23 protein-coding genes and 2 pseudogenes are annotated in these 24,656 nt (G+C 41.5%); 14 read left to right on the top strand and 11 right to left on the bottom strand.

The annotated features are described in order from the left end of the window. Positions 1 to 24: 24 nt before the first annotated feature. From BN1067_RS20645 to BN1067_RS16085, 4 genes and pseudogenes are all read right to left on the bottom strand, one after another. Positions 25 to 529, bottom strand: a pseudogene (locus tag BN1067_RS20645) (IS5/IS1182 family transposase); the annotation flags it as partial. 378 nt (positions 530 to 907) lie between these two features. Next, positions 908 to 985 (bottom strand): annotated as a pseudogene (locus BN1067_RS20260) (YjcZ family sporulation protein); the annotation flags it as partial. Between the two features lie 350 nt (positions 986 to 1,335). Beyond that, positions 1,336 to 2,502: a S1C family serine protease gene (locus BN1067_RS16090; protein WP_053219842.1), complete on the bottom strand. Its 1,167-nt coding sequence runs from the start codon at positions 2,500 to 2,502 to the stop codon at positions 1,336 to 1,338. Positions 2,503 to 2,529: 27 nt separating this feature from the next. Beyond that, entirely contained in the window at positions 2,530 to 3,687 is a 1,158-nt protein-coding gene (locus tag BN1067_RS16085) for a zinc ribbon domain-containing protein (RefSeq protein ID WP_053219841.1), read from the bottom strand. Positions 3,688 to 4,256: 569 nt separating this feature from the next. Between BN1067_RS16085 and BN1067_RS16080 the strand changes: the two genes are divergently transcribed. Together BN1067_RS16080 and BN1067_RS16075 are read left to right on the top strand one after the other, a co-directional pair. After that, a complete protein-coding gene (locus BN1067_RS16080; RefSeq protein WP_110943622.1) occupies positions 4,257 to 4,490 on the top strand; it encodes an aspartyl-phosphate phosphatase Spo0E family protein in 234 nt (77 codons plus the stop codon). A 42-nt stretch (positions 4,491 to 4,532) separates the two neighbouring features. Next, positions 4,533 to 4,706: an aspartyl-phosphate phosphatase Spo0E family protein gene (locus BN1067_RS16075; RefSeq protein WP_110943523.1), complete on the top strand. Its 174-nt coding sequence runs from the start codon at positions 4,533 to 4,535 to the stop codon at positions 4,704 to 4,706. 415 nt (positions 4,707 to 5,121) lie between these two features. Here BN1067_RS16075 and BN1067_RS16065 read toward each other — a convergent pair whose 3' ends face one another. After that, positions 5,122 to 6,279 (bottom strand): aminotransferase A, encoded by a 1,158-nt coding sequence (locus BN1067_RS16065; RefSeq protein WP_053219838.1) that lies wholly within the window; start codon positions 6,277 to 6,279, stop codon positions 5,122 to 5,124. Between the two features lie 389 nt (positions 6,280 to 6,668). On the opposite strand from BN1067_RS16065, the gene BN1067_RS16060 reads away from it, so the two are divergent. Together BN1067_RS16060 and BN1067_RS16055 are read left to right on the top strand one after the other, a co-directional pair. Next, complete coding sequence (locus BN1067_RS16060) at positions 6,669 to 7,544, top strand: patatin-like phospholipase family protein (protein ID WP_053219837.1); 876 nt, start codon at positions 6,669 to 6,671, stop codon at positions 7,542 to 7,544. Between the two features lie 63 nt (positions 7,545 to 7,607). Next, a complete protein-coding gene (locus BN1067_RS16055) occupies positions 7,608 to 7,994 on the top strand; it encodes a hypothetical protein (RefSeq protein WP_053219836.1) in 387 nt (128 codons plus the stop codon). 576 nt (positions 7,995 to 8,570) lie between these two features. On the opposite strand, the gene BN1067_RS16050 is transcribed toward BN1067_RS16055, so the two are convergent. The 4 genes from BN1067_RS16050 to BN1067_RS16035 all read right to left on the bottom strand — a co-directional run bounded on the left by BN1067_RS16050 (position 8,571) and on the right by BN1067_RS16035 (position 11,062). Next, the gene (locus BN1067_RS16050; RefSeq protein ID WP_053219835.1) at positions 8,571 to 8,780 is read right to left on the bottom strand and encodes a hypothetical protein; all 210 of its coding nucleotides are present in this window, start codon (positions 8,778 to 8,780) and stop codon (positions 8,571 to 8,573) included. A 198-nt stretch (positions 8,781 to 8,978) separates the two neighbouring features. Next, positions 8,979 to 9,449, bottom strand: coding sequence for a YkyB family protein (locus BN1067_RS16045; protein ID WP_053219834.1), 471 nt, complete (start codon positions 9,447 to 9,449; stop codon positions 8,979 to 8,981). An 82-nt stretch (positions 9,450 to 9,531) separates the two neighbouring features. Next, positions 9,532 to 10,107, bottom strand: a complete 576-nt coding sequence (locus tag BN1067_RS16040; protein WP_053219833.1) for an SCO family protein — start codon at positions 10,105 to 10,107, stop codon at positions 9,532 to 9,534. A gap of 103 nt (positions 10,108 to 10,210) precedes the next feature. Beyond that, the gene (locus BN1067_RS16035) at positions 10,211 to 11,062 is read right to left on the bottom strand and encodes a metallophosphoesterase (RefSeq protein WP_053219832.1); all 852 of its coding nucleotides are present in this window, start codon (positions 11,060 to 11,062) and stop codon (positions 10,211 to 10,213) included. A gap of 144 nt (positions 11,063 to 11,206) precedes the next feature. Here BN1067_RS16035 and fadH point away from each other — a divergent pair, with 144 nt between their 5' ends. Next, the gene (gene fadH / locus BN1067_RS16030) at positions 11,207 to 11,974 is read left to right on the top strand and encodes a 2,4-dienoyl-CoA reductase (RefSeq protein ID WP_053219831.1); all 768 of its coding nucleotides are present in this window, start codon (positions 11,207 to 11,209) and stop codon (positions 11,972 to 11,974) included. Positions 11,975 to 12,029: 55 nt separating this feature from the next. Here fadH and trhA read toward each other — a convergent pair whose 3' ends face one another. Beyond that, positions 12,030 to 12,668, bottom strand: coding sequence for a PAQR family membrane homeostasis protein TrhA (gene trhA, locus BN1067_RS16025; protein ID WP_053219830.1), 639 nt, complete (start codon positions 12,666 to 12,668; stop codon positions 12,030 to 12,032). A 255-nt stretch (positions 12,669 to 12,923) separates the two neighbouring features. On the opposite strand from trhA, the gene cbpB reads away from it, so the two are divergent. The 4 genes from cbpB (at position 12,924) to BN1067_RS16005 (ending at position 16,280) form a co-directional block, all read left to right on the top strand. Continuing rightward, positions 12,924 to 13,400 (top strand): cyclic-di-AMP-binding protein CbpB, encoded by a 477-nt coding sequence (cbpB, locus tag BN1067_RS16020; RefSeq protein ID WP_053219829.1) that lies wholly within the window; start codon positions 12,924 to 12,926, stop codon positions 13,398 to 13,400. Between the two features lie 415 nt (positions 13,401 to 13,815). Beyond that, positions 13,816 to 14,535: a 2,3,4,5-tetrahydropyridine-2,6-dicarboxylate N-acetyltransferase gene (gene dapD / locus BN1067_RS16015; RefSeq protein ID WP_053219828.1), complete on the top strand. Its 720-nt coding sequence runs from the start codon at positions 13,816 to 13,818 to the stop codon at positions 14,533 to 14,535. A gap of 121 nt (positions 14,536 to 14,656) precedes the next feature. Beyond that, complete coding sequence (locus BN1067_RS16010; protein ID WP_053219827.1) at positions 14,657 to 15,784, top strand: N-acetyldiaminopimelate deacetylase; 1,128 nt, start codon at positions 14,657 to 14,659, stop codon at positions 15,782 to 15,784. Positions 15,785 to 16,037: 253 nt separating this feature from the next. Then, a complete protein-coding gene (locus BN1067_RS16005; protein WP_053219826.1) occupies positions 16,038 to 16,280 on the top strand; it encodes a YkuS family protein in 243 nt (80 codons plus the stop codon). Positions 16,281 to 16,346: 66 nt separating this feature from the next. Here BN1067_RS16005 and BN1067_RS16000 read toward each other — a convergent pair whose 3' ends face one another. Beyond that, positions 16,347 to 17,192, bottom strand: coding sequence for a mechanosensitive ion channel family protein (locus BN1067_RS16000; RefSeq protein ID WP_053219825.1), 846 nt, complete (start codon positions 17,190 to 17,192; stop codon positions 16,347 to 16,349). A gap of 354 nt (positions 17,193 to 17,546) precedes the next feature. On the opposite strand from BN1067_RS16000, the gene BN1067_RS15995 reads away from it, so the two are divergent. The 5 genes from BN1067_RS15995 (at position 17,547) to BN1067_RS15975 (ending at position 24,601) form a co-directional block, all read left to right on the top strand. Continuing rightward, complete coding sequence (locus tag BN1067_RS15995) at positions 17,547 to 19,298, top strand: ABC transporter ATP-binding protein (protein WP_053219824.1); 1,752 nt, start codon at positions 17,547 to 17,549, stop codon at positions 19,296 to 19,298. A gap of 12 nt (positions 19,299 to 19,310) precedes the next feature. Further along, a complete protein-coding gene (locus tag BN1067_RS15990; protein WP_053219823.1) occupies positions 19,311 to 21,155 on the top strand; it encodes an ABC transporter ATP-binding protein in 1,845 nt (614 codons plus the stop codon). Between the two features lie 363 nt (positions 21,156 to 21,518). After that, positions 21,519 to 22,850 (top strand): cytochrome ubiquinol oxidase subunit I, encoded by a 1,332-nt coding sequence (locus tag BN1067_RS15985; RefSeq protein WP_053219872.1) that lies wholly within the window; start codon positions 21,519 to 21,521, stop codon positions 22,848 to 22,850. Beyond that, complete coding sequence (locus BN1067_RS15980) at positions 22,847 to 23,860, top strand: cytochrome d ubiquinol oxidase subunit II (RefSeq protein ID WP_053219822.1); 1,014 nt, start codon at positions 22,847 to 22,849, stop codon at positions 23,858 to 23,860. The genes BN1067_RS15985 and BN1067_RS15980 overlap by 4 nt, the downstream gene beginning before the upstream one ends. 72 nt (positions 23,861 to 23,932) lie before the next feature. Beyond that, positions 23,933 to 24,601: a potassium channel family protein gene (locus BN1067_RS15975; RefSeq protein WP_053219821.1), complete on the top strand. Its 669-nt coding sequence runs from the start codon at positions 23,933 to 23,935 to the stop codon at positions 24,599 to 24,601. Positions 24,602 to 24,656: the final 55 nt, after the last annotated feature.

The following is a 24,656-nucleotide window of genomic DNA, read 5'->3' as shown; positions in this document are numbered from 1 at the left end:
CTTGGCTTTTCTTTACCAACGCAGGTCTCCGGTAGTCATTGTGGCCGCCGTAATGATACGTTCCTGCGTCATGCCTATGTGTGTCTTATATCCAAAGAAAGCAGAGTCAGCTGATTTATGCCCTAAACGGGCATCAGGAGCAGGGATTCTTGTAGTTCTAGTTGGTCATCGGCAATCGTCTCTTTGAAGAAAGTTCGCCGGTTCTTTGATTTGGGGGATAGAGACGAGCTTTGGTTCTTTTTCAATGTACTTCGACAAGGCGTTCTGAATAGTCTAACTCAGCTTCAAGCGTGTCTTCAGTTGGCTTCTCTGGAAACTTTTCCTTCATCGATTCATCGACGGAATAATTCATTTTTCGGACGTTCTTGGAACGGGCGCGCAATACCTCTTGAGGAGATGTTTGATTGTATTGAGCTTTGGTGTGCGTAGCATCAAGAATAAGGGACTTCGATTGAATCACGCCTTTCTCAAGAGCGACTTCCACCGTTTTTCCAATCAGGAGATCTAAAAGATTTTTGTCTTTAAGACGTTGTTAAACTCATGGATAATTGACGGGTCTAGCATCGAATCTCTCCCTTTTATATATTCCTTTTCATTTGTACAAGAAAAAAGAGTGATTTTCTTTTTTAAATCAAAGAAAATCAACTCTTTTTAGATTGGCCCTTGGTAATTCCACGATAAGCGAGCGGTGGTGACGCCTGCGGGAACAGCGCGAGCCGAAGATTCACTTGGTCAAGTGATCTTCTTGACCAAGTTAGCTGAGGTCGTGCCCGCGGCAAGCATCCACCGACAAGCGATTCGCGGAATCAACAACGAGCATTGACAGCCACTTTAGATTAAAAGGAATTTTTCAGTGGCCTCCCAAAATCGGGGGTTGTTTTGGTGTGGTGGTCGAATCAAGGTACGTTTAGTAGTAGAAAGCAGCACCAACAATGATGAGTAAAATGAATAGAACCACGATCAAAGCAAAGGAGTTACCGTAACCGTAACCGCCGCCATAGTAGCCACCGCAGTAGCCTCCTCTAGAAGGATAACCATAAGACATACATACTCACCTCCTGAATGTTTACAATTTACTATATGGGAGAAGTGGCCAGTGTGTATGGACGTCTGCCCAGTGAAAAAGGGATTATAGGATTTGGGCAGTTACATGCAACTTCTATTTTTGGAACGGTTTGTTACATATAGTAAAACAAATGCCAAAAACTCGGATTGTAAACAGAGGTAGAAAACGCGGAGAAGGAGCCGGGTTTCATTTTTTTCTGTTTGAATAAAAAAAGCCCAAATCATCAAGCGATCTGGGCTGCTGGCATTCCATTTCTATTACTTCTTTCTTTAATCCTGTTGCTTTTCTTTTTCACTGATCAATTCTCTATTTCCTTTTAGGAGACGGATCTGGTCATTTTCATAGCCAACTTCAAAACGGTATTTATATACCCTGGTGAAAACTTTTTCAGGACTTCTTCGTTCATCATGTTCGACTTCCATCGTTACTTTTGCAAGATTGCTTCCTTCATCGAAATGTATATGCATGTCTGATGTTTTGGTATCGACGATATAAATATAATCTTCCCTAAATTGCTGATAGCTTGTACTGGTTTGCCAGTCACTGCCAAGTAACGTATAAGCATTGATGAAATCACGAATGGAAATACTTTCGAAAAAATAATTAACCATGTATTTGGCATCTTCTTCTAATTTATCCGGATCTACCTCTTGAGCATTATCCACTGCGCTTTCATAGTCCAGGTCTTTTTCGTCTGCTTCCTCCGACCATTGTTCAGCTTGATCGATTACTTGCTGTATCGGAATGCTGAATCCCATACTGCCATTATCCATCCCAGCTGAATTGACCGCAATGACTTTTCCAGAAGAACGATCTATGAGTGGGCCACCGCTATTTCCGTGATTGATCTGGGCAGAGATTTGGTAGGCGTCCTCATAATCGAAATCCTCAATTTCAAATGATCGATTCATACCGGATATAATCCCAAGGGTGACAGAATTTTGAAACCCCAGCGGACTTCCGACAGCTAGGATTTCATGGCCAAGCTCCGCTTCGAATTGGGTATCAAGGACTGCAGGAGACTGATTGGCAAGCTGAGGAACACGGATAACAGCAATGTCCAATTCTTCTCCAATTCCAGCTAAGGCAGCAGTATACGTTTGAGCGTTTGCCGTTTTTACATAAATTGTTTCGGCATTTTTCACTACATGGGCATTGGTGATAATATCGCCTTTATCATTATACAAAAATCCCGATCCAATGGTTTCATTCCATTTATCCACGGCTTCCACTTGCACTACATTTTTCTGTGATTGGTGAATAATCGATTTCAAGTTCACTGTGTCTTGTCTTTCTTCTACTTGGTGAGCGAGCGTATTTTTTACTTCTATGGCTTGATGATCCCAATTTCGGTATATTAGAAAAACTGCTGCTGCACCCGCGATTAGAAGAAGAAAAGTTAACAGAACCGGCAGAAAAAGTTGTTTGTGTTTCATTATCTCACTCCGTCTTTTGTATATCGGTTAATCCAAGAACCATTTTATTTTTTCAATTTCGATATCCGAAGTATCAGCTGCTTTCGTATCAAAGTGGGTAAATTCAAATTTTCCTTCTTCACCTGGATAAAGGGTATCCGGATAGATATATACTTCATTTGAAAGCAATTCGCTATCCGATTTATCGAGTATTTTGTAATCGACAGATATGGAGTAAACCGGAACAGTAGCCACACTCTTCAATTTTCCGCTGACAACTGCATTTCCTTGTTCATCCCTCGATATCGATACATCGATCATTTCCACTGCGTCATTTTTATTTAGATTTTGCTCTTTTTCAGCGGCTGTAGCAGCTTGCTCGATTCTATGTTGCTGTTCCGTTTCAAAAGCAGTTTTTTCTTTCTCAATTGTCGTCTGTAAGCTTTGGAGTTTATCTGAATTCGGGACGAAGTTCAGTCCTTCTTCCACGATGTCTCGTGCGTCGGTAAATTGCTTCTGTGACAATTGCTCGTTTGCTGTAGAAAAAATATAGGAAATGATTTGCTCTTCTATTGTTTCGGTAATGGATTCCGCTTCTTCACTGCTAATCGCTTTCGCTTGCCAAAGTAACGTTTTCAACTTTTCAATCGATGGATCGTTCTCCATGGACTGTTGTAGCTGTTCCAATTGGACTTCACTTCTTTTTTCCACCACTTCATTAATAATGACATCGACTGCTTCCCCATTATATACTTTCAGGTTGTTTTCTGCTTCATCGATTTTTTCCAGTGATTTTTGGAAATCCTTTTCAGCTGCATAGTCTGAAGCTTGTTTTAAATCTAACCTTGAACGGAGTGCAACCTCCATAAATGATTTATTTTCGTGGGCGGCAGGAAAGTTATTTTTTTCTTCAAGTGCCTTTTCGAAATGGATGAGTGCTTCATCATAATTTCCATCCAAAGCTTGTTCTTCACCTGATCGGAAAGCTTCCTTTGCCTGTTCAGTTTGATGCTGCAGGAATAGGTAACAAAATCCTATAGCAAGGAAACTAAATAGGAGGGAGATGGCAGGTAAATACCAAATTCGCCGATCGGGTCCTGGTTCAGCAATCCGATCATAACGATCCTCCGGTAACTTTTTTCCACATTGAATACAAAACAGTTCGTCATCGTTCGTCTTGCTTCCGCAATATGGGCAATAGAGCATTAATACACCCGCTTTCTTTTCTGGGAAACTAGTTTTATGTCGAGAGTCTCAAAGAATAGTTTACCACAATCCCCCTAACATCCGTACCCATTTTTTGTTAATCACACGAATAAAATAGCCAGGAGAATATAAGGGAATCGTAAAACAAAAATCCATTGAGTTGGTTGCTGTAAAATGAATCAAAGGCTACAATATAAGTGGAGGTGTAGGAAGATGGTTAATGCCGCTTTAGCAGTAATTTCAGTAGCAATTCTCGTAGTAAATATCGGGTACTGCATTTTTGATAACAGTTAACCGAAAATGGCGCGAAGAAACCTCCCGCTAAAAGGCGGGAGGTTTTCCATGTAGTAGCATGGAGAGCTATTTATGTTAAATAGCCGGAAAGAGAGCAATTGCTTGCGAAATTGTTGAATAGGTTTTCTTCCGGTGTCGAAATCTCTGTCTTTCTTTTTAATTCATCATAAATTGTTATAAAATTTTGTCTAATTTTGCGATTCGCTTTACTTCTTTAATTTCCTTTGACATAATCATGAAGGTTTGAAAAAAAGAAAAAGAGAAAGGTTTTGGGGATGTTGAAAGGGAAAATAGCCGGAAGAGATTTTTATCATTTACAAGAAAGAATTGCGGAAAAACGCGGCCAAATGATACAGGCGGCAAATAAAAATGGGCTGTCTAGTCTCATTACATTGAAAATCAGCCAGGAACTTGATGGATTGCTTAATCAATATGCAAAAGACGGACAGACCATAAAAAATCGAAATGTAAAGAAAGAGGAAGCAGTTACACCCAGAAAAGCAATTTGAGAGAGTATATCAGCAAGCTGTTAGGGGGTAACCAAGCCGAAGATGGAAAATTCTCAGGTGCTTTTAGAAAAAATTGAATACTTACGCAACAAAATGGCGAAAGTAGCCCTCCGTAAAGGCTTCACCAGTAACGAATCCATTTCATTAAGCCAGGAACTGGACCACCTTTTAAACACCTACGAAAAAACAAAACACTATCAAAAAATAGATGAATAAATAAGAAAAGCGAAAGCGTCTTGATCAGCAACGTATAAACTGCACTCCCGCAACGGGAGTGGTTCGACGTTGCCGCGCAAAGCGGCGGTTTTCGATCGAACAGCCTTGCTTTTTGAGATAAAGGAAACAGGATGAGCGGAGCGAATCCATGTTGACTTATCGTACGGAGGCAAGGGAAGTTTGCTAGTTGCTAGGCGCTGAAGTAGAAATTAACTGTTTGGATTTTTGCCAACATTTACAAGTCGGGAGAAGAAAGAAAAATGTTGGCAAAAATCCTTATTTTTTTAAAAACGTACGCCTTGACCGGTTCAGCCAACTCCTCGTAAAACCCAAAGTATTAAAGCAAAAACGATTGATGAGCTTTACGGGGAAGGTGTAGAGCTGGATGAGGGCCAAACCATATCCGGTCAACCTCTCACTGATAATTAGCTAAAAATGTTTCAAGCCTATTTAAAGCTTCCTCTAAAGTAGGTAAATCATAAGCATAGGAAAGACGTAAATAGCCTTGTCCCCCTGCAGAAAAAGCATCTCCTGGAACTAGCGCCAACTTAGCCTCCTCTACAAGTTTTAACGCTAAATCAAACGATGATATATCTCCGAGTTGAATTCCGATAAAAAAATAGAAAGCTCCGTCTGGTTTGGTGACATCCAATCCCATGTCCAGCAGGCGATCGTAAACGTAATCACGCCTTTGCTTATACTGCTGTCTCATCTCCACAGGGTCCTGTCTGCCTTCTGTCAATGCAGCTAAAGCAGCATGCTGACTAATGGATGTAGCACAGGATACGTTATATTGATGAACTTTCAAAATATGTTGAGATAGCCATTCTGGACACATTAAATAGCCGATTCTCCAACCGGTCATCGAATGTGATTTAGACAAGCCGTTGATAACGATGGTTTTATCTTTCACTTGGGGAAACGTACCGATTGAAGTATGCTCTTGCTCATATACGAGTTCGCTATAAATTTCATCTGCTAAAACAAAGATTTCTTTATCAGCCAATAAATTGGCAATCTCCTGAAGTTCTTGTTTGGTTAGCGTCATTCCCGTAGGATTGGAAGGATACGGTAGAATGATACACTTTGTATGATCTGTAATATGCTGTTCAATCAGATCCCTCGTCAATTTGAAATTGTTTGTGCGAGTATCTACATGAACAGGTGTTCCACCGGCCATGCGGATTAAGGGTTCATATCCCGGATAAACCGGGGAGGGAAGGATTACTTCGTCCCCATTTTCGACAATCGTCCGTAAGGTAATATCGATTGCCTGGGAAGCACCGACCGTCACAATTACTTCCGTTTGCGGATTGTAAGATAACTTGTATTTTCCCCTTGCAAAATCCGCAATTGCTTGACGTAAAGGCAGCATTCCGGCGTTATGCGTGTACGTCGTATGATTTCTTTGAATGGCTTGTATTCCGGCATGTTTCACATGCTCGGGAGTAGGGATATCAGGCTGACCAATTGTCAGGGAGACAATGTCCTGTTTATCACTTACCATATTGAAAAATTTTCGGATTCCGGAAATTTGCAGTGCTTTTACTTGATCATTAAGAAGATGTTCCATGTTTGCCAACCTCCTGAAAAGTTCTCTGATTTGTTCAACCTGAGGATAAATATAGGGAGTATGTACGATCAGGTTAACGTGAGAGATACCAATCAATACCAGGTAGTAACAGTTTTGCGATTACATCAAGTTCGTAGAAAGAAGAACTTTTAAAATCCTCAAATGGAAACTAGGATGCAAGCCAAATAGAACAGCCCGATAATTCGACTGGTAAACTGATGATACCATAATACGTTTTATTCTAAAAACTCTTATAGTTAGAGAAACTTATGTTCCATCGACCGGATCCCGTCTTTTGAATTTGCTAGATGAATTTAAATTCGATATAATGGTTCTATTTTAAACCTATTAATTTCCAATTGCTTATAGATGAAAAAGGATGTGTCTACATGTTTCAGGATGTTGGATTAGTTTTGGAAGGCGGAGGCATGAGAGGAGCATATACAGCTGGAGTGCTTGATGCTTTTCACGACCACGGGATTAATTTTCCTTTTGTAACAGGGGTTTCGGCTGGTGCTTGTAATGCTACTTCCTATGTGGCGGGACAGCGAGGACGAAATTACAAAGTATTGGTGGAATATGGAAGCCATCCAGAGTACATATCACTCAAAAGAGCTATTACGAGAAAAGAACTGTTTGGCATGGACTTTATCTTTGATGTTCTGCCTAATCAGCTTGTCCCCTTTGATTTTAATTCTTTTTTTAACAGCAATATCCGTTTTGTAGCAGGTACGACAGATATTGATACCGGTATGCCGGTGTACTTTGATACGTTTCATTCGGATAAAGAATTACTTAAGATTATCCGGGCTTCCAGCTCTCTCCCTTTTGTGTCGCCAAGTATTTCGGTTCAAGGGAGGAACTTGATGGATGGAGGGATTGCAGATCCTATTCCTATACAACCATCTATTGATGCGGGAAATCGTAAACATGTTGTAATTCTAACAAGGAATCAAGGTTATGTTAAGAAACCGATGAAGTTTGCATGGTTGTTTAGACGCTCATTCAAAGCACATCCTGCTCTTCTTCAGGCCATGCAAAGCCGATATGAAAAGTATAATAGCAGGGTTAAGATGCTGGAAGAGATGGAAAGAAATAACCAAGTATATATTATAAGGCCAGAACAGCCCTTGGAAGTTGGCAGAATTGAACGGGACAAATCGAAACTTGACGCACTATATCGTCAGGGATATCAGGAGGTCCAACAGAAGAAAGATGAAATTATTCGCTTTGCCAGCACTGCAGGTGAACCGGTATTGTCTTGATGTATAAAGCTTCCATCAGGTGGATAGGCTGAATCCAAAAGACTGAAAAGGTGAGGATGTACCATGACTGTATGGGTTACGATACCTATATGCAAATTATCTTCCATTATAAATACCAATCAATTGCATACGTTGGGCATCTCGGACCGTTATTTGTACACACTTTTGGGATTCTTTAGTATTCTGTTATGTTTTTGGCTAATCAGACCGTTGGTGAAATTTATGATTTTGCTGCATTGGGCAGATTTATTAACTTACCTTATTGGCGGTATCTTCCTTCTTTCTGTCTTATTGCTTGCTTTTCAAGCAGAGGACGGGATGAGAGGAGAGGAACAGGGAGTACAGCTATCCTTTTTACTGCTTGGCTTTGTGTTTTTCGGAGGCTTTTTATTTATTGTAAAACTCTTCAAAACATTGGCCGGAATTCAGAAAAAACAAGCTCGTCAGTAGCAAAAAAAGAACACAGTATTCCTCATTCTAATTAATGGGGATTGTTGTGTTTTTTTGTATTTCGTATGGTGCCCGTTTTCCAAGAAGAAAACCAAACGGTTACATGGGTATAGAAATCAAGTCATCCAAGGTCCAATCGCTATTGATGAGTTCAAAGGAGATGCAGGAGGAGAAAGGTTCCAACTGATTTCATTTCATCAGGCAGTGATTGGATGAATGGTTAAAGCATCAAATTTTAGGGCAGCAAGCGGTTAAGAAGGCTTTTTAGAGAGAAATAGAGTAGCAGGAACTAAGCGAGACTCCTGCGGAAAAACGGACGACCGAGACTCCGCAGCTGGCTTTGCGAGGAGGCTCGGACGTTCGTCCGCGGAAAGCGAGTTATTTCCTCTGCGGCCTGAGGAAAAATAGCTATTTTTTTGGAGGGAGCCTTTCGATAAAGAGAGGGTGGAGTGAAAAATCACACCACCACATTGACAGAGAACCAAAAAGGGAAAAGCTTATAAATTTAGAATTAAATGGACAAAAATGCTTTCAAACCTAATGTTTACCTATTTACCCATAGGAAACGCTGGTCGTTTACTCATTTGATATACCCATTTCTGTTTGCATGGCGGACAGCCATTTGGTAGCATCTTCTGCTAAGACATCAGGTGGAGTTTGGTTCGGTGATTGGGATAAAACAAACTGCTTTTCCGAATCCGATAGTCTATTATATGCATCTTTCAGGATGGATGTCTGATCCATATATTTATTCAATTCATATAGAAAATCCTGCAATTCAAGCATGTAATAACCTCCTTTTATGGAACCATTTCCGTTTCTTTGTTGGAATAAACCACTATCCAATGAAAATAGTTGTTACAGACTAGCAGAATTTCCATATCTGTTTGCCATGTTCAACTTTCTTTTTTAATCGGAACGGAATGGAAGTGAAAAAGCTTGTAGATAAACCACGATTATCTACAAGCTGACCGAGAGAAGCTATCATCTTTTTTGTTTTTTACGCGGCCGTCTTTCCCACTGGCCAAGTGAAGAGGGAGTATAATAGGAGGAAGGGCGTCTTTTGGCAGGTTCCGCCTTCTCGGGATAAGTCCATCCCAAGTATCCGGAGAGTATTTTTTTTGCCGTGTTCAGGCTCATTTGGGGTTTAGGATTGCGGAAATTTTTATCTGTCGGTCCCAGATGCTTTACATCTTGAAAATCTTGTTTGGCGGGAGGGATATGGAAGTAAAAGTTACTTACTTTTACCAATAAGGTGGAATGTTGCCTGCTTAACTTTGGACGGTCAGAGAAATGCAAGCCTACTTTTTCAGCTTGTTTTTCTTGTAGCAATTTATTAATAGCCTGTTTTTTCATATCATAAAGCCCACGGGGATTAAGCGCCGTCTTTGCATGACGGTTTACGATAAAAAGGGCTTTGGCAATTTCGTCCAGATCATTTGTTTTTCTGCTCATGTTTTGTCCTCCTTGTTGCTCAAGGTGAAAGATAAATTGTTTAGGGTTTCCGGCCTGGTGGATCCAGGCCGAAAGAGTAAGATTAATTGCTCATTTTTTTAATATCTTCCACAATTTTATCCATTTCAGCCGCTTTTGTACCATCATAAGCTTTGATGGCATTGCCTTCTGGAGATACTAAATAGAATCTTGTGGCATGTAAGTATTGACCGTCATCGAGTTCTTCGACCAATGCTTTAAATGATTTAACCGAAAACTCTTTGATTTCGTCAAAATCATATCCAGTAAGCAAGTCCCAGTTGTCAAATTCGCCCCCGCGTTCTTCACTATACTGCTTCAAATCTTGTGGGGTATCATGCTCTGGGTCGATACTAAAGGAAACAAGGTGAACATCCAAATTTTCCGCTTTCAATTTATCTTGCAATCGAGCCATGTTAGCTGTCATAGGAGGGCACACGGTTTCACAATTGGTGAATATCATGTCGGCTACCCAAAATTTCCCGTCCAAATCCTCCTTTGAGACAGTTTCGCCATCTTGATTTTCATAAGCGAAGGGCTTTACTTCATAAGAAAAATCCCCTTCATACTTTGGTCCGCAGGCAGCTAATAATAACAGAGTAACAATCCCTGCTATTGCTGCAATCCATCTTCGAGTCATCTGTAAGAACCTCCGTAACTCCATTTCTGTTTGTCCATCATTTTAGCATGGCTGAGTGAAAAATACCATGTCCGTTCTGTGAAGCATTCCATATTCGGTGTGGCTATTGTTCAGATTTTAATTGAAAAATGGTTATTTCCGGAGCACATAAAAATCGATAAGGCAGCCGGGTAGTACCGATACCTCTGCTCACAAACAACTGCAATCTGTCACCTAGTTGATAGTTTCCTTCCACGTATTTCTCTGCGTAAGCCGGAGTGTAAATATGACCAATCAAAGGTATTTGTACCTGTCCTCCATGACTGTGACCGGAAAATTGGACATCTATTGGATAGTGCTTTGCTTTTTCCGCATAGTCAGGCTCGTGAATCATTACCATTGTATAGGCATCAGGATCAGCACCTTCTAACGCCGTATCCAAGTCAGGCTGTCCGAGCATCACGTCGTCTACACCAGCCATTACTATCGATTCATTTCCTTTTTTAATCGTTGTGTGCTGGTTTTGTAAAAGTACGAACCCACCAGCTTCCATTGCTTCTTTTACGGTTTCCGTACCATAACCGCCGTGGTCATGGTTACCATAAATCCAGAACTTGCCTTCAGGTCCGTGTATGCTTTTCAGAATATCTGAGATTCGGCGATTCCAGGAAAATTGATGAGGTTCATCAACTAAATCACCAGTAAATAAAACGATATCCGGGTTTTGGCTGTTTATTTCTGCTGTTAGCTGGTCTAGTTGCTCAAGTGTATAGTGAAAACCAACATGTGTATCGGAGAATTGCAGTATTTTTAAACCATCGAATGATTTCGGGATATTTGTTGAGGAAAGTGTTTCCTTATGAATCTTTAACATACCAGGTTCTATTTCCCTGGCATAATAATAGGATCCGCCCCCAATCCCTAATAGTGCGAGGACAGAAGCTGTCATTTTTTTCAGGAACGATCTTCGGTTCATCTATGTCCAAACCCTTCTTCTGCTAGAGTAATCTAGTAGCATTATAGCACGGATTAAAAGTTTTCGTGTCTAAGAGAACCTTTTATTGTTGAAAGGGTTTTCGATCATTATATGGAAATGTATATAGAGAAGGGAGAGATGGGAATGGAAAACGAAACAGTCATTATCACAGGGGGATCCAGTGGTATGGGAAAATATATGGCCAAACGTTTCGTACAAGCCGGAGCTAAGGTGATGATCACCGGCAGGACGGAACAAAAATTAGCAGAGGCCGTGAAAGAAGTTGAAAAAGCAGGGGATGGAAAAGCCGCGTACAAAGTAATGGATGTCCGGAAGCCCGAACACGTTTCGGAGATGCTGGAGGAAACCGTCCGGATATTCGGAAGTGTCGACCATTTAGTTAATAATGCTGCAGGCAACTTTCTATGTCGTGCCGAGGAATTGAGCGTGAACGGTTGGAATGCGGTTATTGATATCGTTCTGAATGGGAGTTTTTATTGCAGCAGGGAAATCGGCAGCTACTGGATCGCCAACAAGCAAAAGGGGAATATCGTCAATATGGTTGCCACCTATGCATGGAATGCTGGTGCAGGAGTCATTCACTCAGCAGCTGCTAAGGCAGGAGTTCTTTCTATGACCAGGACGCTTGCTGTGGAGTGGGGAAGCAGTTATGGAATAAGGGTAAACGCAATCGCCCCGGGACCAATCGAGCGAACAGGCGGAGCAGACAAATTGTTCGAATCAGAACAAGCTGCTCAAAAAACAGTGGAATCCGTACCGCTTCAACGACTCGGTAAACCGGAAGAAATAGCGGAGCTGGCCCATTTTCTCTGTTCCAGACATGCGGCGTATATTAATGGGGAAGTGATCACGATGGATGGGGGACAATGGTTGAATAAACGTCCATTTTAGCCGGTATACAAGAAAAACAGACGCAGCTTTCAGAGACTGGCGTCTGTTTTTTTTACTAAACCAAATAAAGAATAACGGAAAAGAAGTGGAGGGCGGTCCCTGCCAGAACAAACAGATGCCAGATTGCATGATGAAATCTAAATCCTCTCCACATATAAAAAATCGATCCTATCGTATAGAGCAAACCGCCGATCACAAGCAAAAGCAAACCATTAAAATGGATGTTTTCCGTGAGAGTATTCCAGGCAAAAACGATTTGCCAACCGACAGCAATATATCCGATTGTGGAAACGAATAAAAATCTTTTGACAAAAAAACATTTAAATATGGTTCCAGCTATCGCAATTCCCCATACTATTCCGAATAAGGTCCAGCCAAGCCATCCTTTTACAGCTACAAATAAAAACGGAGTATAGGAACCTGCGATAAAAAAGTAAATCGAAGAATGGTCGAGAATTTCAAATATATCTTTTCCGCGACCTTTTGGCAAAGCATGCACAAAAGTCGAAGATGTATATAACAGAACCATGGTGACACCAAAAAGAGTAAAACTAACTACATGCCATACGTTTCCGAACTGACTTGCATACATAACCAGGATTACCAAGGCGGCGATGCTGAAAACGGCACCGACAGCATGAGTGATAGCATTGGCAATCTCTTCATTTTTAGAAAAAGTGTGCGTTTGAGCCAAAAAATCATCGTCCTTCCGCAAGAGGATTATTGCATTTAGTTTTTATTATACACGTATTGGTGCTTTTTATAAAGGAAATAGAGGTTTCGATTAAGCGAAATTTGTGAAAAGAGGAAGTGGCAGTTGTCGAATTCGGTCGCTATTTCCCGGCGAGAATATGGGGCATCGAATGGTTTTCATTATGGAGTTATGGTAAAATAATGGTGGGTTTAGAGCGTGAAAACTCCTTCAACTGCTAAAAAGGAGTGTCAACAAATGAGTAGTACGCAAAACAAAAACATGACAAATATGGTAGTGGAAGATTTAATGATTCCAGCAGAAAAAGTAGCGCACGTTCAAATGGGCAACCCATTGGAACACGCACTGCTCGTACTTGTGAAATCAGGTTATTCAGCAGTACCAGTACTGGATGCTTCGTTCAAATTGCAAGGAACGATTGGTAAAACGATCATTTTGAACGGTATTCTTGGACTAGAGCGATTTGAGATGGAGAAACTATCAGTGGCAACGGTCCATGAAGTGATGAATACAGACATACCCTGCCTCTCAAAAGAAGATGACTTTCTTACTGCATTAAAAGCAGTCATTGATTATCCTTTCGTATGCGTTGCTGACCAACAAGGTTATTTCGACGGGATAGTAACAAGAAGGGCAATTTTAAAGCAGTTGAATAAAAACCTTCACGCAAGCAAGTATTCTACAGAAACAGAAATGATAACTGAAAAAATTTAAAATCTTCATATTATAGAGGGTTCTTGGTTATCCAGGAGCCCTTTTTATATGGAAAAAGTTTGCTTATGGGCCAAAACGGAATGTAGTAGTGTTCCTAGTCGAGCCAAATAGCATAGTAGAGCATAAGAGACCAGACTTTTGTGAAAAAAACGGGGTGTCGAAATCCGACAACTGGCTTTGCGAGAAGGCTCGGACAATCGTCCGCGATAAAGCAAGTTTATTCCTCCGCGGCCTGGTTATTTTGGGACCTTTCGATATAGAGTGGTGGAGTGAAAAATCACACCACTACATTTGGCAGAGAACCTTTTTTTGAAAGAAGATAATAAGAATCTTCGCTTGTGGATTAAAATGCTTGTATCCATGTTTGAAAATTTGATAAAGTGGATAACAGAGTATGAATATTGGAGGGAAACTGATGAAAATGATGGATGCGAATGAAATTATATCATTCATTTCTAATAGCAAAAAATCGACACCTGTAAAAGTTTATGTAAAAGGCGATCAATTGAATACGATTGATTTTGGTGAACAAATCCAGGATTTTGTGGATGAAAAGACAGGTGTTCTTTTTGGTGAGTGGAAAGACATCGCTGCTGTATTGGATACATATAAGGAGCAAATTAAGGATTATGCAATCGAGAACGACCGGAGAAATTCGGCTATTCCTTTACTCGATTTAAAAGAGGTGAATGCCCGAATTGAACCAGGTGCTGTTATCCGCGACCAAGTGGAAATCGGTGAGGGTGCCGTCATTATGATGGGAGCCATGATTAACATTGGCTCGGTCATTGGAGAAGGAACCATGATTGATATGAATGTAACATTAGGCGGAAGAGTTACGGTTGGTAAAAACTGCCATATCGGTGCTGGTGCTGTACTTGCAGGCGTTATTGAGCCGCCTTCCGCAAAACCGGTCGTAATTGAAGATGGGGTGGTCGTAGGTGCCAATGCAGTGATTCTTGAAGGAGTCACTGTCGGTGAAGGAGCGGTCGTTGCTGCAGGAGCAATTGTTACAAAAGACGTTCCGGCCAATACCTTGGTGGCAGGTACTCCTGCTAAGGTTCTGAAGGAAATCGATGACCAAACTAAAGCGAAAACAGAAATTAAGGCAGAACTGAGAAAACTAGATCAGTAAAGTGAATCATTAGAGATCAAAGCAGGAGATGTTTCTCCTGCTTTTTCCAATTCGACCCTGGCTTCGGTAACAGCCAAAGAGAAATTTTTTGTTTACAACACATTGAATGGAGGGTGGAGCAATGAACCAGGAGGATTTGATTGCTACCAGAAGAGACTTACACCAGATCCCCGAGTTGGGTTTTCAGGAGTTTAAGACCCAAAAATATTTAAAGGACAAGATCGGGCACTTTCGTCAGGAACATTTGACAATAAAACAATGGGAAACGGGATTATTAGTAAAAATATCGGGTACGAATCCTTCCCGACTAATCGGATACCGTACAGACATAGATGGGTTACCGATTAAAGAGGAAACAGGCTTCTCATTTGCTTCAAAGCATGAAGGGAACATGCATGCATGCGGACATGATTTTCACATGACCATCGCTTTGGGAGCATTGCAACGTTTGGCAGAGCAACCGGTAGAAGATGATGTTTTGTTTATTTTCCAGCCGGCAGAGGAGGGCCCCGGTGGTGCTTTGCCCATGCTTCAATCCGCCCTGGTAGGTGAATGGAAACCTGATACGATTTTTGCCTTGCATGTAGCCCCCGAGCTTCCTGCTGGTACGGTTTCGACTCGTGCAGGCCTGTTATTTGCTAATACGAGCGAATTGTTTATCGATTTCAAAGGCAAGGGAGGGCATGCTGCCTATCCGCATTTAACCAATGATATGGTAACTGCAGCCAGCAGTTTTGTCACCCAGCTGCAGCAAATTGTAGCAAGGCGCATCGATCCATTGCAAAGTGCTGTGGTGACAATCGGAAAAATCAGCGGTGGTTTCGTTCAAAATGTTATTGCAGAAAACGCCCGTCTGGAAGGGACAATTCGAACGCTTGATCCGGAAGCGATTCATCTCGTGAAACAACACATCGAACAAATTGCCAAAGGGCATGAGATTAGTTTTGACTGCAAAATAACGATCGATTACGGAGCTAATTACCACCAAGTTCTCAATTCAGAGCAGTACGTGGAAATGTTTAGGCAAGTCGTTACCGAAGCGGGATATACATGGAAAGAAGCCAAAGCAGCGATGACAGGTGAAGACTTTGGCTATATGCTGAAAGATATACCCGGTTTTATGTTTTGGCTAGGTGTCGATTCCCCTTATGGTTTGCATCATAGTAAGTTGAGCCCCTCAGAGGATGCACTGTTGACAGGTGTTGAAATCGTGGAGAAAACGATACGGAATATGTCTTTTGCTAGCTAGTTCCAAGGAGACCCAGAGTTTGTGGCGTCTCCTTTTTTATTGCCTTTCTCCCCTGAGGAACTTTTCCGGTATGAACAGAACATTGAGGGGAATCTCTGGAGAAAAATTGATCAGTTGCGCACGGCCACTAAAATTGTCCCGGCATGAGTCTGTTCAATGATAGACCTAGTACAGCTGTTTTTTTGTATGCTTTTTAGGGTTTTTGGGGAGTTTATGAAAGATATTTTAATTCAATTAGACGGGAGGTATTTGGATGCCGCGAATCGGGATAGAAGGCACGCTTTCTGATGTGAAAGGAGCATTACAGGAGCGGGGCTATGATTTGGTGGAATTGAGACAGGAAGCAGATGTGCAAAATTGTGATTGCTGTGTTATTTCCGGTCAAGATAAAAACGTGATGGGAATGGCGACAGCAAGTACGCAGGCTCCCGTTATCAATGCAGACGGGATGACTGCAGACGAGGTTTGTCAGCAGGTCGACAATCGTTTTCGGTAAGTGGGCAAGCATGAAAAGAGACAGGCTTCCGTTCGATTAGAAGCCTGCCTCTGTCTTTTCATGTAATTATTTAGGCTGTTTGTCCACATTAACCTGATGCGGGTAGGGAATGTCGATACCAGCAGCATCGAATTCTTCTTTGATTCTTTTTCGCAAGTCTCGCTCTACTTCCCACTGTCTCATGTTTTCGGTCTGTCCGAGTACGCGCAGAACGATATCTGAGGAGCCGATACTTTGTACGCCGAGAACGTCGGGACCTTCCGTACAGCGTTCATCATTTTCGCGGAAATCATCGCAAATCCGCTGGAGAACGGCCATTGCCTCGTCTATGTTGTCTTCATAACTGATTCCGATATCGACGAGAGCACGCATCGTACCGCGGGAATGATTGCTGACACTGGTGATTTCTCTATTCGGAACGAAATTTAATGTGCCGTCGAAGCTTCGGATCTTGGTCGTCCTCAAACCAATTTCTTCCACAACTCCGTCAAATCCACCTAATGTCACGTATTCATCTACTTCTACTTGTTTTTCTAATAGAAGAAAAAAACCAGTGACAACATCGCTGACTAATCCTTGGGCCCCAAAGCCGATTGCGAGACCGAGGACACCAGCACCTGCAAGCAATGGACCAATCGGTATCTCAAATATGCCAAACAACATGACAATGAACAGAAAAATAAGCACATAAGAGTACACATTGATCAGCAGTTTTTCGAGTGTTTTCATTCTGCCTTTTGATATTTTTTCCCTTCTGCCAGCCCCGGATAGCGCGTTAGAAATAACCTTTTTCCCAAGTGGAGCAGCAATCATAAAGCCGATGATGATCAGGATGATTTGCAAACCATATCCGATGATCAGCTCCAGGAGTGCGCTAACATCCAAGGATAAACCTTCTTGAAATAAGTTCATACTAGTTCTCCTTCCTCTATTATTTTAGGTTAAAAGAAAAAAATATTGATTGCAACTATACGCAACAATTCTCTCGATATTTCTTCGAATTTCTCGGCTTCTTTATAGGGATTGTACTTTATCAATCATCATCTATTGGCAGTATTTCATTCTCCAGCAACATATTTCTTCAAAGAAAATCGATAGAAAATGATGTCCATTTTCCATCCTATTAAAGGAAAGACAGTACAGAAACCATTCCATTCACAGGCGATTAAAAATTTTAAAAAAATTGAGTCAAATGGGTGGAAAAATATTTCGCAACCCGATATATTTATACATACGTGAAAAAAACCATCAGGAGGAGGGATATACTTGGATACTTTTAAAAAATTGCATTCCTATTACTGGCCATTTAAAAAGCTGTTTTTTGCTTCCTTGTTTTTCGTCATGCTTGTAACAGCAATAACGGTTGTTTATCCAGTGGTTCTGCAGTTGACCATCGACCATGTAGTGTTGGATGGACAGTACCAGTTGATTCCGTATTTATCGGTCGGATTTATTTTGATTATGGCTATAAAAGGTATCGCTAACTTTTCCCAGCAATATTTAGGCGAGTTATTCGGGGTTAAATCTGTTTATACGTTAAGGGATAGCTTATACAAAAAACTGCAAAGGCTTTCGTTTTCCTACTATGACAACGCGAGAACAGGGGATTTGATGTCTCGCCTTACCATGGACGTGGAAGGCTTTAAATTTTTTCTTGCGGCTGGTTGTAAAGAGCTGATCAAAGTAGTGCTTCTGATGCTTCTTAGTCTGAGTGTTATGTTTTACTATTCCTTTCCGCTTGCTCTGGTCACAATGGCAGCCATGCCATTTTTAGGAGTTGTCGTCTATAAGTTCGACAGGCGAGTCCATCCGTCATTCCGGAAGATCAGAAAATCGATGGGCCGGCTTAACACCAGAATTCAGGAGAATGTCAGTGGGATGAATACGGTGAAATCCTTGTCGAAAGAGGATTACGAAATTTACCGTTTTACAGATAAAAACGATAATTACAAAGACAATTATATTGCCACTTCTCATATTTGGGCACGTTACTTCCCGCTTATGGAATTCATTGGAAATATCTGCATGGTGGCTTTGCTTGCTTACGGCGGCTATTTGGTTATCAGCGAGAATCTAAGTATGGGTGAACTTGTTGCCTTTTTCAGTCTTGTCAATTATATATTGGGACCATTAATGCAGCTTGGTTTCATTGTGAACATGTTTTCTCAAGCAAAGGCATCTGGAGAACGGTTACTGGAAATTCTGGAGGCAGAAGAGGACATCCAAAATATCGAGGATTCGGTGGAAGCCAACCGTCTGCAAGGTCATGTCACTTTTCGCAATGTCACCCTTACCTATTCTGAAGATGATGATTCTGCCTTGAAAGATATTACTTTTGATGCCCCTCCAGGCACGGTGGTTGGTTTAATCGGTTCTACCGGAGCAGGTAAAACAAGCATTACACAATTGATCACCCGCTTTTATGAACCAGAAAAAGGAGAAGTGCTGGTTGATGGAAGAAAAGTGGAGGAATACGATTTAAAATCCCTTCGCCGTAATATCGGTTTTGTATTGCAGGAATCTTTTTTGTTCTCTACCTCTATCAAAGAAAATATCGCATACGGCAACCCGAATGCCAGTATGGATGAAATCGTGGATGCAGCTAAGCGTGCACAGGCACATGAATTTATCATGGAAATGCCTGAGGGCTATGAAACAATGCTTGGCGAAAGGGGAATGGGACTATCCGGGGGGCAAAAGCAACGGATTGCCATTGCCAGGGCCATTCTAATCAATCCGAGCATTTTGGTATTGGATGATGCCACCTCTGCCGTCGATATGGAAACAGAGTTCAAAATCCAAAAGGCTTTAAAAGAAGTCATGAAGAATCGAACTACTTTCATCATCGCACATCGGATCTCTTCTTTGAAGCACGCGGATGAAGTGCTGGTCCTGGAGGATGGCGAGATAGTCGAGCGCGGTAGACATGAAGAACTGTTGACGAACGGTGGACCGTATCAGCGGATATATGATATTCAGTATCAGGATAAACAGGAAATTATGAGCGCTGTAAAATAAAGGGGGAGTATTATGGCAAAAACAATGGCAAATCAGCCGAAGCAAAACAGGCATCTCAACAGATTTTATTACCCACTGGATCAAGCAGTGGAAAAGCCCTTTAACTGGAAACAAATGCTGCGTCTCCTGACGTACGTAAAGCCTTATACTGGTAAACTGGTGCCAGGTGCCATCATCGCCATGTTTATTTCTACGCTGATCAGGATGGCTGTACCTGTTTTGATTGGTAAAGTGGCGATCGACATAGCCATAAAAGATAAAGATGTCGGTTTTCTGACTTACCTTGTCATCGGGATCTCCATCCTGTATTTGATTAGTTATGCGGCCAATACTTTTCGGATCAAATGGGTAAACATCCTTGGTCAGAATGTCATATATGATTTGAGAAGAAATCTTTTCTCGCACGTACAGCACTTATCCCATAACTTTTTCGATAAAAGGTCAGCCGGTTCAATTCTTGTCCGGATATTGAACGACGTCAATTCCCTGCAAGAGCTATTTACTAACGGAATTATTAATCTGTTGATGGATGTCGTGATGCTGCTCGGAATTGTCATCATTCTATTTGTACTCAGTCCTCCACTTGCATTGGCTGTCATGATCGTATTACCGATTATGTTCTATATTTCTACAAAGCTGCGTCGTAATATCAGACGTGCTTGGCAGGACGTACGTATCCAAAAATCCAGACTGAATTCTCACCTTAATGAAAGCATGCAGGGGATTCGAATTACCCAATCTTTTTCACAAGAACAGGAAAATACGGCGTTTTTTGACGGAGTGAACAAGGATAACTACGAAAGTGAACGATTAGCTACGAAAAAGAGTGCTTACTTCGGTCCGTTCGTAGAAATGAGTAATGCAATCGGTACCGTCATCCTGATCTCTTACGGAGCGCATTTATTATTGCTGGGAGAAGCAAATGGAGGCATTGAAATCGGTACATTCGTTTCGTTTGCCTTTTTCCTTGGCATGTTTTGGGAGCCGATTTCACGGCTCGGACAAATCTATAACCAGCTTTTGGTTGCGATGGCTTCTTCGGAAAGGATTTTTGAATTTCTCGATGAACAGCCGAATGTAGAAGAGAAGCCTGACGCAAAAAGAATTGATCATATGGAAGGGCATATTGAATTTGATAAAGTACAGTTTTCCTACGATGAAAACAGGGTTGCTTTGCACGAAATTTCATTAGAAATGAAGCCTGGTCAGACCGTTGCGCTTGTTGGTCATACCGGTTCAGGAAAATCAACGATAGCTAACCTGATCAGCCGATTTTATGACCCGACGAAAGGTGCTGTCAAAATCGATGGATTGGATCTCCGGGATTTAAAACTTGACAGCTTGCGAAAAAATATCAGTGTGGTACTGCAGGATACTTTTATTTTTTCAGGAACCATCATGGAAAATATCCGGTTCGGCAGACCGGATGCCGCGGATGAAGAAGTATACGAAGCAGCCAAAGTAGTCGGTGCAGACGAGTTCATCCAGCGTCTTGCAGAAGGATACCAAACAGAGGTAGAAGAAAGAGGTAATATTTTATCAGCTGGTGAGCGTCAATTATTGTCCTTTGCACGTGCACTACTGGCTGACCCTCGCATATTGATACTTGATGAAGCAACAGCGAGCATTGACACGGAAACAGAAATGAAGATCCAGCAGGCATTACGCAAGCTGTTGAAGGGGCGAACAGCAATCATGATAGCACACCGACTCTCTACCATCAGAGAAGCGGATCAAATCATTGTATTGCAGCATGGAAAGATTCTGGAAAAAGGAAACCATCAGGAATTGATGCAAAAAAGAGGAGAATATTTCGATCTTGTCAAATCTCAATTTCAAATGTTAAACGCCCTTTAGATACAGGGGTTCCCATTAATAAGCAAGTAGAAAAAACAATTTTTTTCTACTTGCTTTTATTTTTTTCTGAATGACGAGATCACAGAAACATCGAAACTTCCGGGGATAGTAATCCGGATAAAAAAATCCCACAAATAAAATCATTGGGTATGGCGGACAGCTTTTTGTATGTTTGTTAAAAATTCGGCATATAGTTGGAAGGGGTATCCGGGACAACTTTCAAAAAGTGTTCATAAATAAGTGCTTTTTTCCGTTTATCGTTTGCTTGTTAAGGAAAATACACATGAAGATAGGATTCTTTTGAAAGAGCTAACGGAGGGTTAAAGAAAGGGAGGATGCAGTTTGTTTGCTGATAGTGTAGCGATGAGCAGAGCGTTGACGTCGCTAACGCTTGGCTTTCATATCATATTTGCAACTATCGGGGTAGGCGTTCCGTTGATGATTTCGATTGCCGAATTTCTTGGCATTAAAAAGAAGGACGCGCATTATATTTTGCTGGCAAGAAGATGGACTCGTGGGTTTGTCATAACAGTAGCAATTGGAGTTGTGACTGGTACTGCCATCGGACTTCAACTATCGTTACTTTGGCCAAGCTTTATGCAAATCGCAGGAAATGTCATCAGTCTTCCTTTATTTATGGAAACTTTTGCTTTCTTTTTTGAAGCTATCTTTCTCGGGGCTTATCTCTATACATGGGATCGATTCAAGAAACCGATCTACCATTGGTTGTTGTCCATTCCCGTTATAATCGGTTCAACCATGTCAGCAGTTTTTATCACGACGGTGAACGCCTTTATGAATGCCCCGCAAGGCTTTGAATTGGTTGGACGAACCATCACATCCATTGATCCGATTGCAGCCATTTTAAATCCGGCAACACCTGCTAAAGTGTTTCATGTGGTAACTTCGGCTTATCTAGCATCCGCTGCTATCCTGGCTGCCATTACTGCTTTTACTATTCTGAAGAAAAAAAACCACCCGTACTACAAAAAAGCATTGAAATTGACAATGGTATCCACCTTGATTTTTGCTCTGGCCACTGCTATCGCTGGTGACGTATCAGCAAAGTATTTGGCCGAACATCAGCCTGAAAAACTGGCGGCCTATGAATGGCATTTTACTACTGAAAGAGGAGCCGATTTGATTTTATTCGGTAAGCTCAATGAAGAAAATGAAGTGGAGCATGCTATTCGTCTGCCAAATTTTTTGAGCTTCCTTTCTTTTGGAGATTTCAATAGTGAAGTGACAGGATTGGAAGCATTTGATGAAGAGTTGACACCTCCTTTATGGATCCATTATTTATTTGATGGAATGGTGACATTGGGTTTATATGCCTTGGGAATCGCTATGTTGTATTTGATATCGTTGAGGATTCGCCGGTGGAATGAAGAACATCCCCTGTTATTGTGGATGATTGTCATCAATGGTCCCCTAGCGGTGCTGGCTATAGAATTTGGCTGGATCCTTGCTGAAGTAGGACGCCAGCCTTGGATTTTGAGAGGTTACATGAAGGTTACAGAGGCTGCCACGACTTCTCCGCACGTAGGCTGGATGTTTTTATTGTTTTTAGGGTTATATATCGTTTTGGGGGTTATCGGTGTCCGGGTACTGCGAAAGCTATTCCAAAACAATCCAGTTGAATTGGAGCTGGAACAGCGGTTTCCCCACATTGGCAAGAAGGATGATGTTCAATGAGTTATGAAATGATCGGAATAATCGTTCTCTGGATGTTCCTTTACGGTTATTTGATTGTCGCATCTGTCGATTTTGGTGCAGGTTTTTTTGCATTTTATGCTAAGATCACTCATAACGACCATATCATTAACCAGTTGATATCCAGATACCTTTCACCCGTGTGGGAAGTGACAAATGTATTCTTCGTATTTTTCTTTGTCGGTCTTGTCGGCTTTTTTCCTGATACCGCTTATTATTACGGTCAGACGTTGTTGATTCCAGGCAGCTTTGCCATCGTGTTATTGGCTATTAGAGGCTCTTTTTATGCATTTGAGAACTATGGTTCAAAGAAAAGCAATATCTATATGTTTTTATATGGTGCTACCGGCCTACTGATACCCGCTTCGTTGTCGGCTGCGCTGACCATATCAGAAGGAGGATTTATTCAGGAAACAGAAGAAGGGGTTACATTGCTTGCAGGAGAATTGATTTCGAGTCCTTATTCCTGGAGCGTTGTATTTCTGGCGATTGTATCGGTGCTTTATATCAGTGCTGCGTTTCTTAGCTTCTATGCAAATCGGGCAAACGACTACCATGCTTTGGAACTTGTCAGGAAGTATGCGCTATTTTGGAGTGTTCCTACCATTATTGCTTCGCTCACAACCTTTATCGCACTTAGCCAGCATAACATGGAACACTATCAAAACATGATTGATCTTTGGTGGATGTTCGGCTTGTCGCTGATTTGTTTCTTTGTGGCGATTTGGTTGATTTATCGAGGGTTCTATTATGGACTTGCATTTGTATTTGTTATGCTTCAATTCTTTTTTGCCTTTTTTGGTTATGGTGCAGGACATCTCCCATACTTGTTGTATCCCTATGTAACCATTCAGGAAGGGGCAACACATGAAGCAATGGGTCTTGCTCTGGTGATCGCTTTTATTCTCGGTTTACTATTACTCATTCCTTCTCTTTATATGCTGATGCGTATGTTTTTATTTGACGCAGACTATGTAAAAGGGAAAAAGTAGTGTTCCCACTGCCTCTTCTGCACAAAATATGGTAGAATGATGAAAGCATTGATTAGATTTGGAGGAAAAGGCATGGGTAGAGAATTTGCAGTCATCGGACTCGGTCGATTTGGCGGAAGTATTTGCCGTGAACTTAGTAAAGAAGGGATGCATGTTTTAGCAATTGACTTGGCTGAGGACAAAGTCAACGAGTTTAAAAATATCGCATCACACGCTGTTATCGCAGATACAACAGATGAAAAGGTATTAAAAGAATTAGGAATCCGGAACTTCGATCATGTGATCGTGGCGATAGGTGATAACATTCAATCAAGTATTTTGACCACTCTGATGCTTAAGGAATTAGGTATCAATAAAATAACCGTCAAGGCACAAAATGATTACCATGAAAAAGTACTGAATAAGATTGGTGCCGACCATGTCGTCCATCCGGAAAGAGATATGGGTAAGCGCATCGCCCATAGCATGATATCCAATAATATACTCGATCACTTGGAGCTTTCTGATGAATACAGCATTGCGGAGGTAAAGGCTGGAAGCAAAATGAGCGGGAAAACGTTGATTGATCTGGATATCCGTGCTAACTATGGATGTAATGTTGTGGCGATTAAGCAGGAAAAGAATATCAATGTTTCACCGATGCCGGATGAAGTAATCGACCATGACGATGTATTGATCGTTATCGGGGCCGATAAAGATATTAGCAGGTTTGAAAAACAATTAGTAGTCGATGAGGACTAATTACAAATAAAGAAGCGCCCTTTCCATACCCGGAAAGGGCGCTTTTCTATTATGA

This window comes from Virgibacillus senegalensis, assembly GCF_000821245.2.
GTDB classification, from domain to species: Bacteria; Bacillota; Bacilli; order Bacillales; family Amphibacillaceae; genus Sediminibacillus; species Sediminibacillus senegalensis.
The sequence above is the reverse complement of the archived record's forward strand: the minus strand, read 5'-3'. Positions and strand labels throughout refer to the sequence as shown.

Coding starts and splice junctions, on each gene's coding strand:
- BN1067_RS16055 (WP_053219836.1), top strand. CDS start 7,608: ATGACTGTATGGGTTACGATACCTATATGCAAATTATCTTCCATTATA.
- BN1067_RS16040 (WP_053219833.1), bottom strand. CDS start 10,107: ATGACTCGAAGATGGATTGCAGCAATAGCAGGGATTGTTACTCTGTTA.
- BN1067_RS15980 (WP_053219822.1), top strand. CDS start 22,847: ATGAGTTATGAAATGATCGGAATAATCGTTCTCTGGATGTTCCTTTAC.
- BN1067_RS15985 (WP_053219872.1), top strand. CDS start 21,519: ATGAGCAGAGCGTTGACGTCGCTAACGCTTGGCTTTCATATCATATTT.
- BN1067_RS16050 (WP_053219835.1), bottom strand. CDS start 8,780: ATGCTTGAATTGCAGGATTTTCTATATGAATTGAATAAATATATGGAT.
- BN1067_RS16080 (WP_110943622.1), top strand. CDS start 4,257: ATGTTGAAAGGGAAAATAGCCGGAAGAGATTTTTATCATTTACAAGAA.
- BN1067_RS15975 (WP_053219821.1), top strand. CDS start 23,933: ATGGGTAGAGAATTTGCAGTCATCGGACTCGGTCGATTTGGCGGAAGT.
- BN1067_RS16090 (WP_053219842.1), bottom strand. CDS start 2,502: ATGAAACACAAACAACTTTTTCTGCCGGTTCTGTTAACTTTTCTTCTT.
- BN1067_RS16085 (WP_053219841.1), bottom strand. CDS start 3,687: ATGCTCTATTGCCCATATTGCGGAAGCAAGACGAACGATGACGAACTG.
- BN1067_RS16035 (WP_053219832.1), bottom strand. CDS start 11,062: ATGAACCGAAGATCGTTCCTGAAAAAAATGACAGCTTCTGTCCTCGCA.
- BN1067_RS16000 (WP_053219825.1), bottom strand. CDS start 17,192: ATGAACTTATTTCAAGAAGGTTTATCCTTGGATGTTAGCGCACTCCTG.
- BN1067_RS16010 (WP_053219827.1), top strand. CDS start 14,657: ATGAACCAGGAGGATTTGATTGCTACCAGAAGAGACTTACACCAGATC.
- BN1067_RS16065 (WP_053219838.1), bottom strand. CDS start 6,279: ATGGAACATCTTCTTAATGATCAAGTAAAAGCACTGCAAATTTCCGGA.
- BN1067_RS15990 (WP_053219823.1), top strand. CDS start 19,311: ATGGCAAAAACAATGGCAAATCAGCCGAAGCAAAACAGGCATCTCAAC.
- cbpB (WP_053219829.1), top strand. CDS start 12,924: ATGAGTAGTACGCAAAACAAAAACATGACAAATATGGTAGTGGAAGAT.
- BN1067_RS16075 (WP_110943523.1), top strand. CDS start 4,533: ATGGAAAATTCTCAGGTGCTTTTAGAAAAAATTGAATACTTACGCAAC.
- BN1067_RS16045 (WP_053219834.1), bottom strand. CDS start 9,449: ATGAGCAGAAAAACAAATGATCTGGACGAAATTGCCAAAGCCCTTTTT.
- fadH (WP_053219831.1), top strand. CDS start 11,207: ATGGAAAACGAAACAGTCATTATCACAGGGGGATCCAGTGGTATGGGA.
- dapD (WP_053219828.1), top strand. CDS start 13,816: ATGAAAATGATGGATGCGAATGAAATTATATCATTCATTTCTAATAGC.
- BN1067_RS16060 (WP_053219837.1), top strand. CDS start 6,669: ATGTTTCAGGATGTTGGATTAGTTTTGGAAGGCGGAGGCATGAGAGGA.
- BN1067_RS16005 (WP_053219826.1), top strand. CDS start 16,038: ATGCCGCGAATCGGGATAGAAGGCACGCTTTCTGATGTGAAAGGAGCA.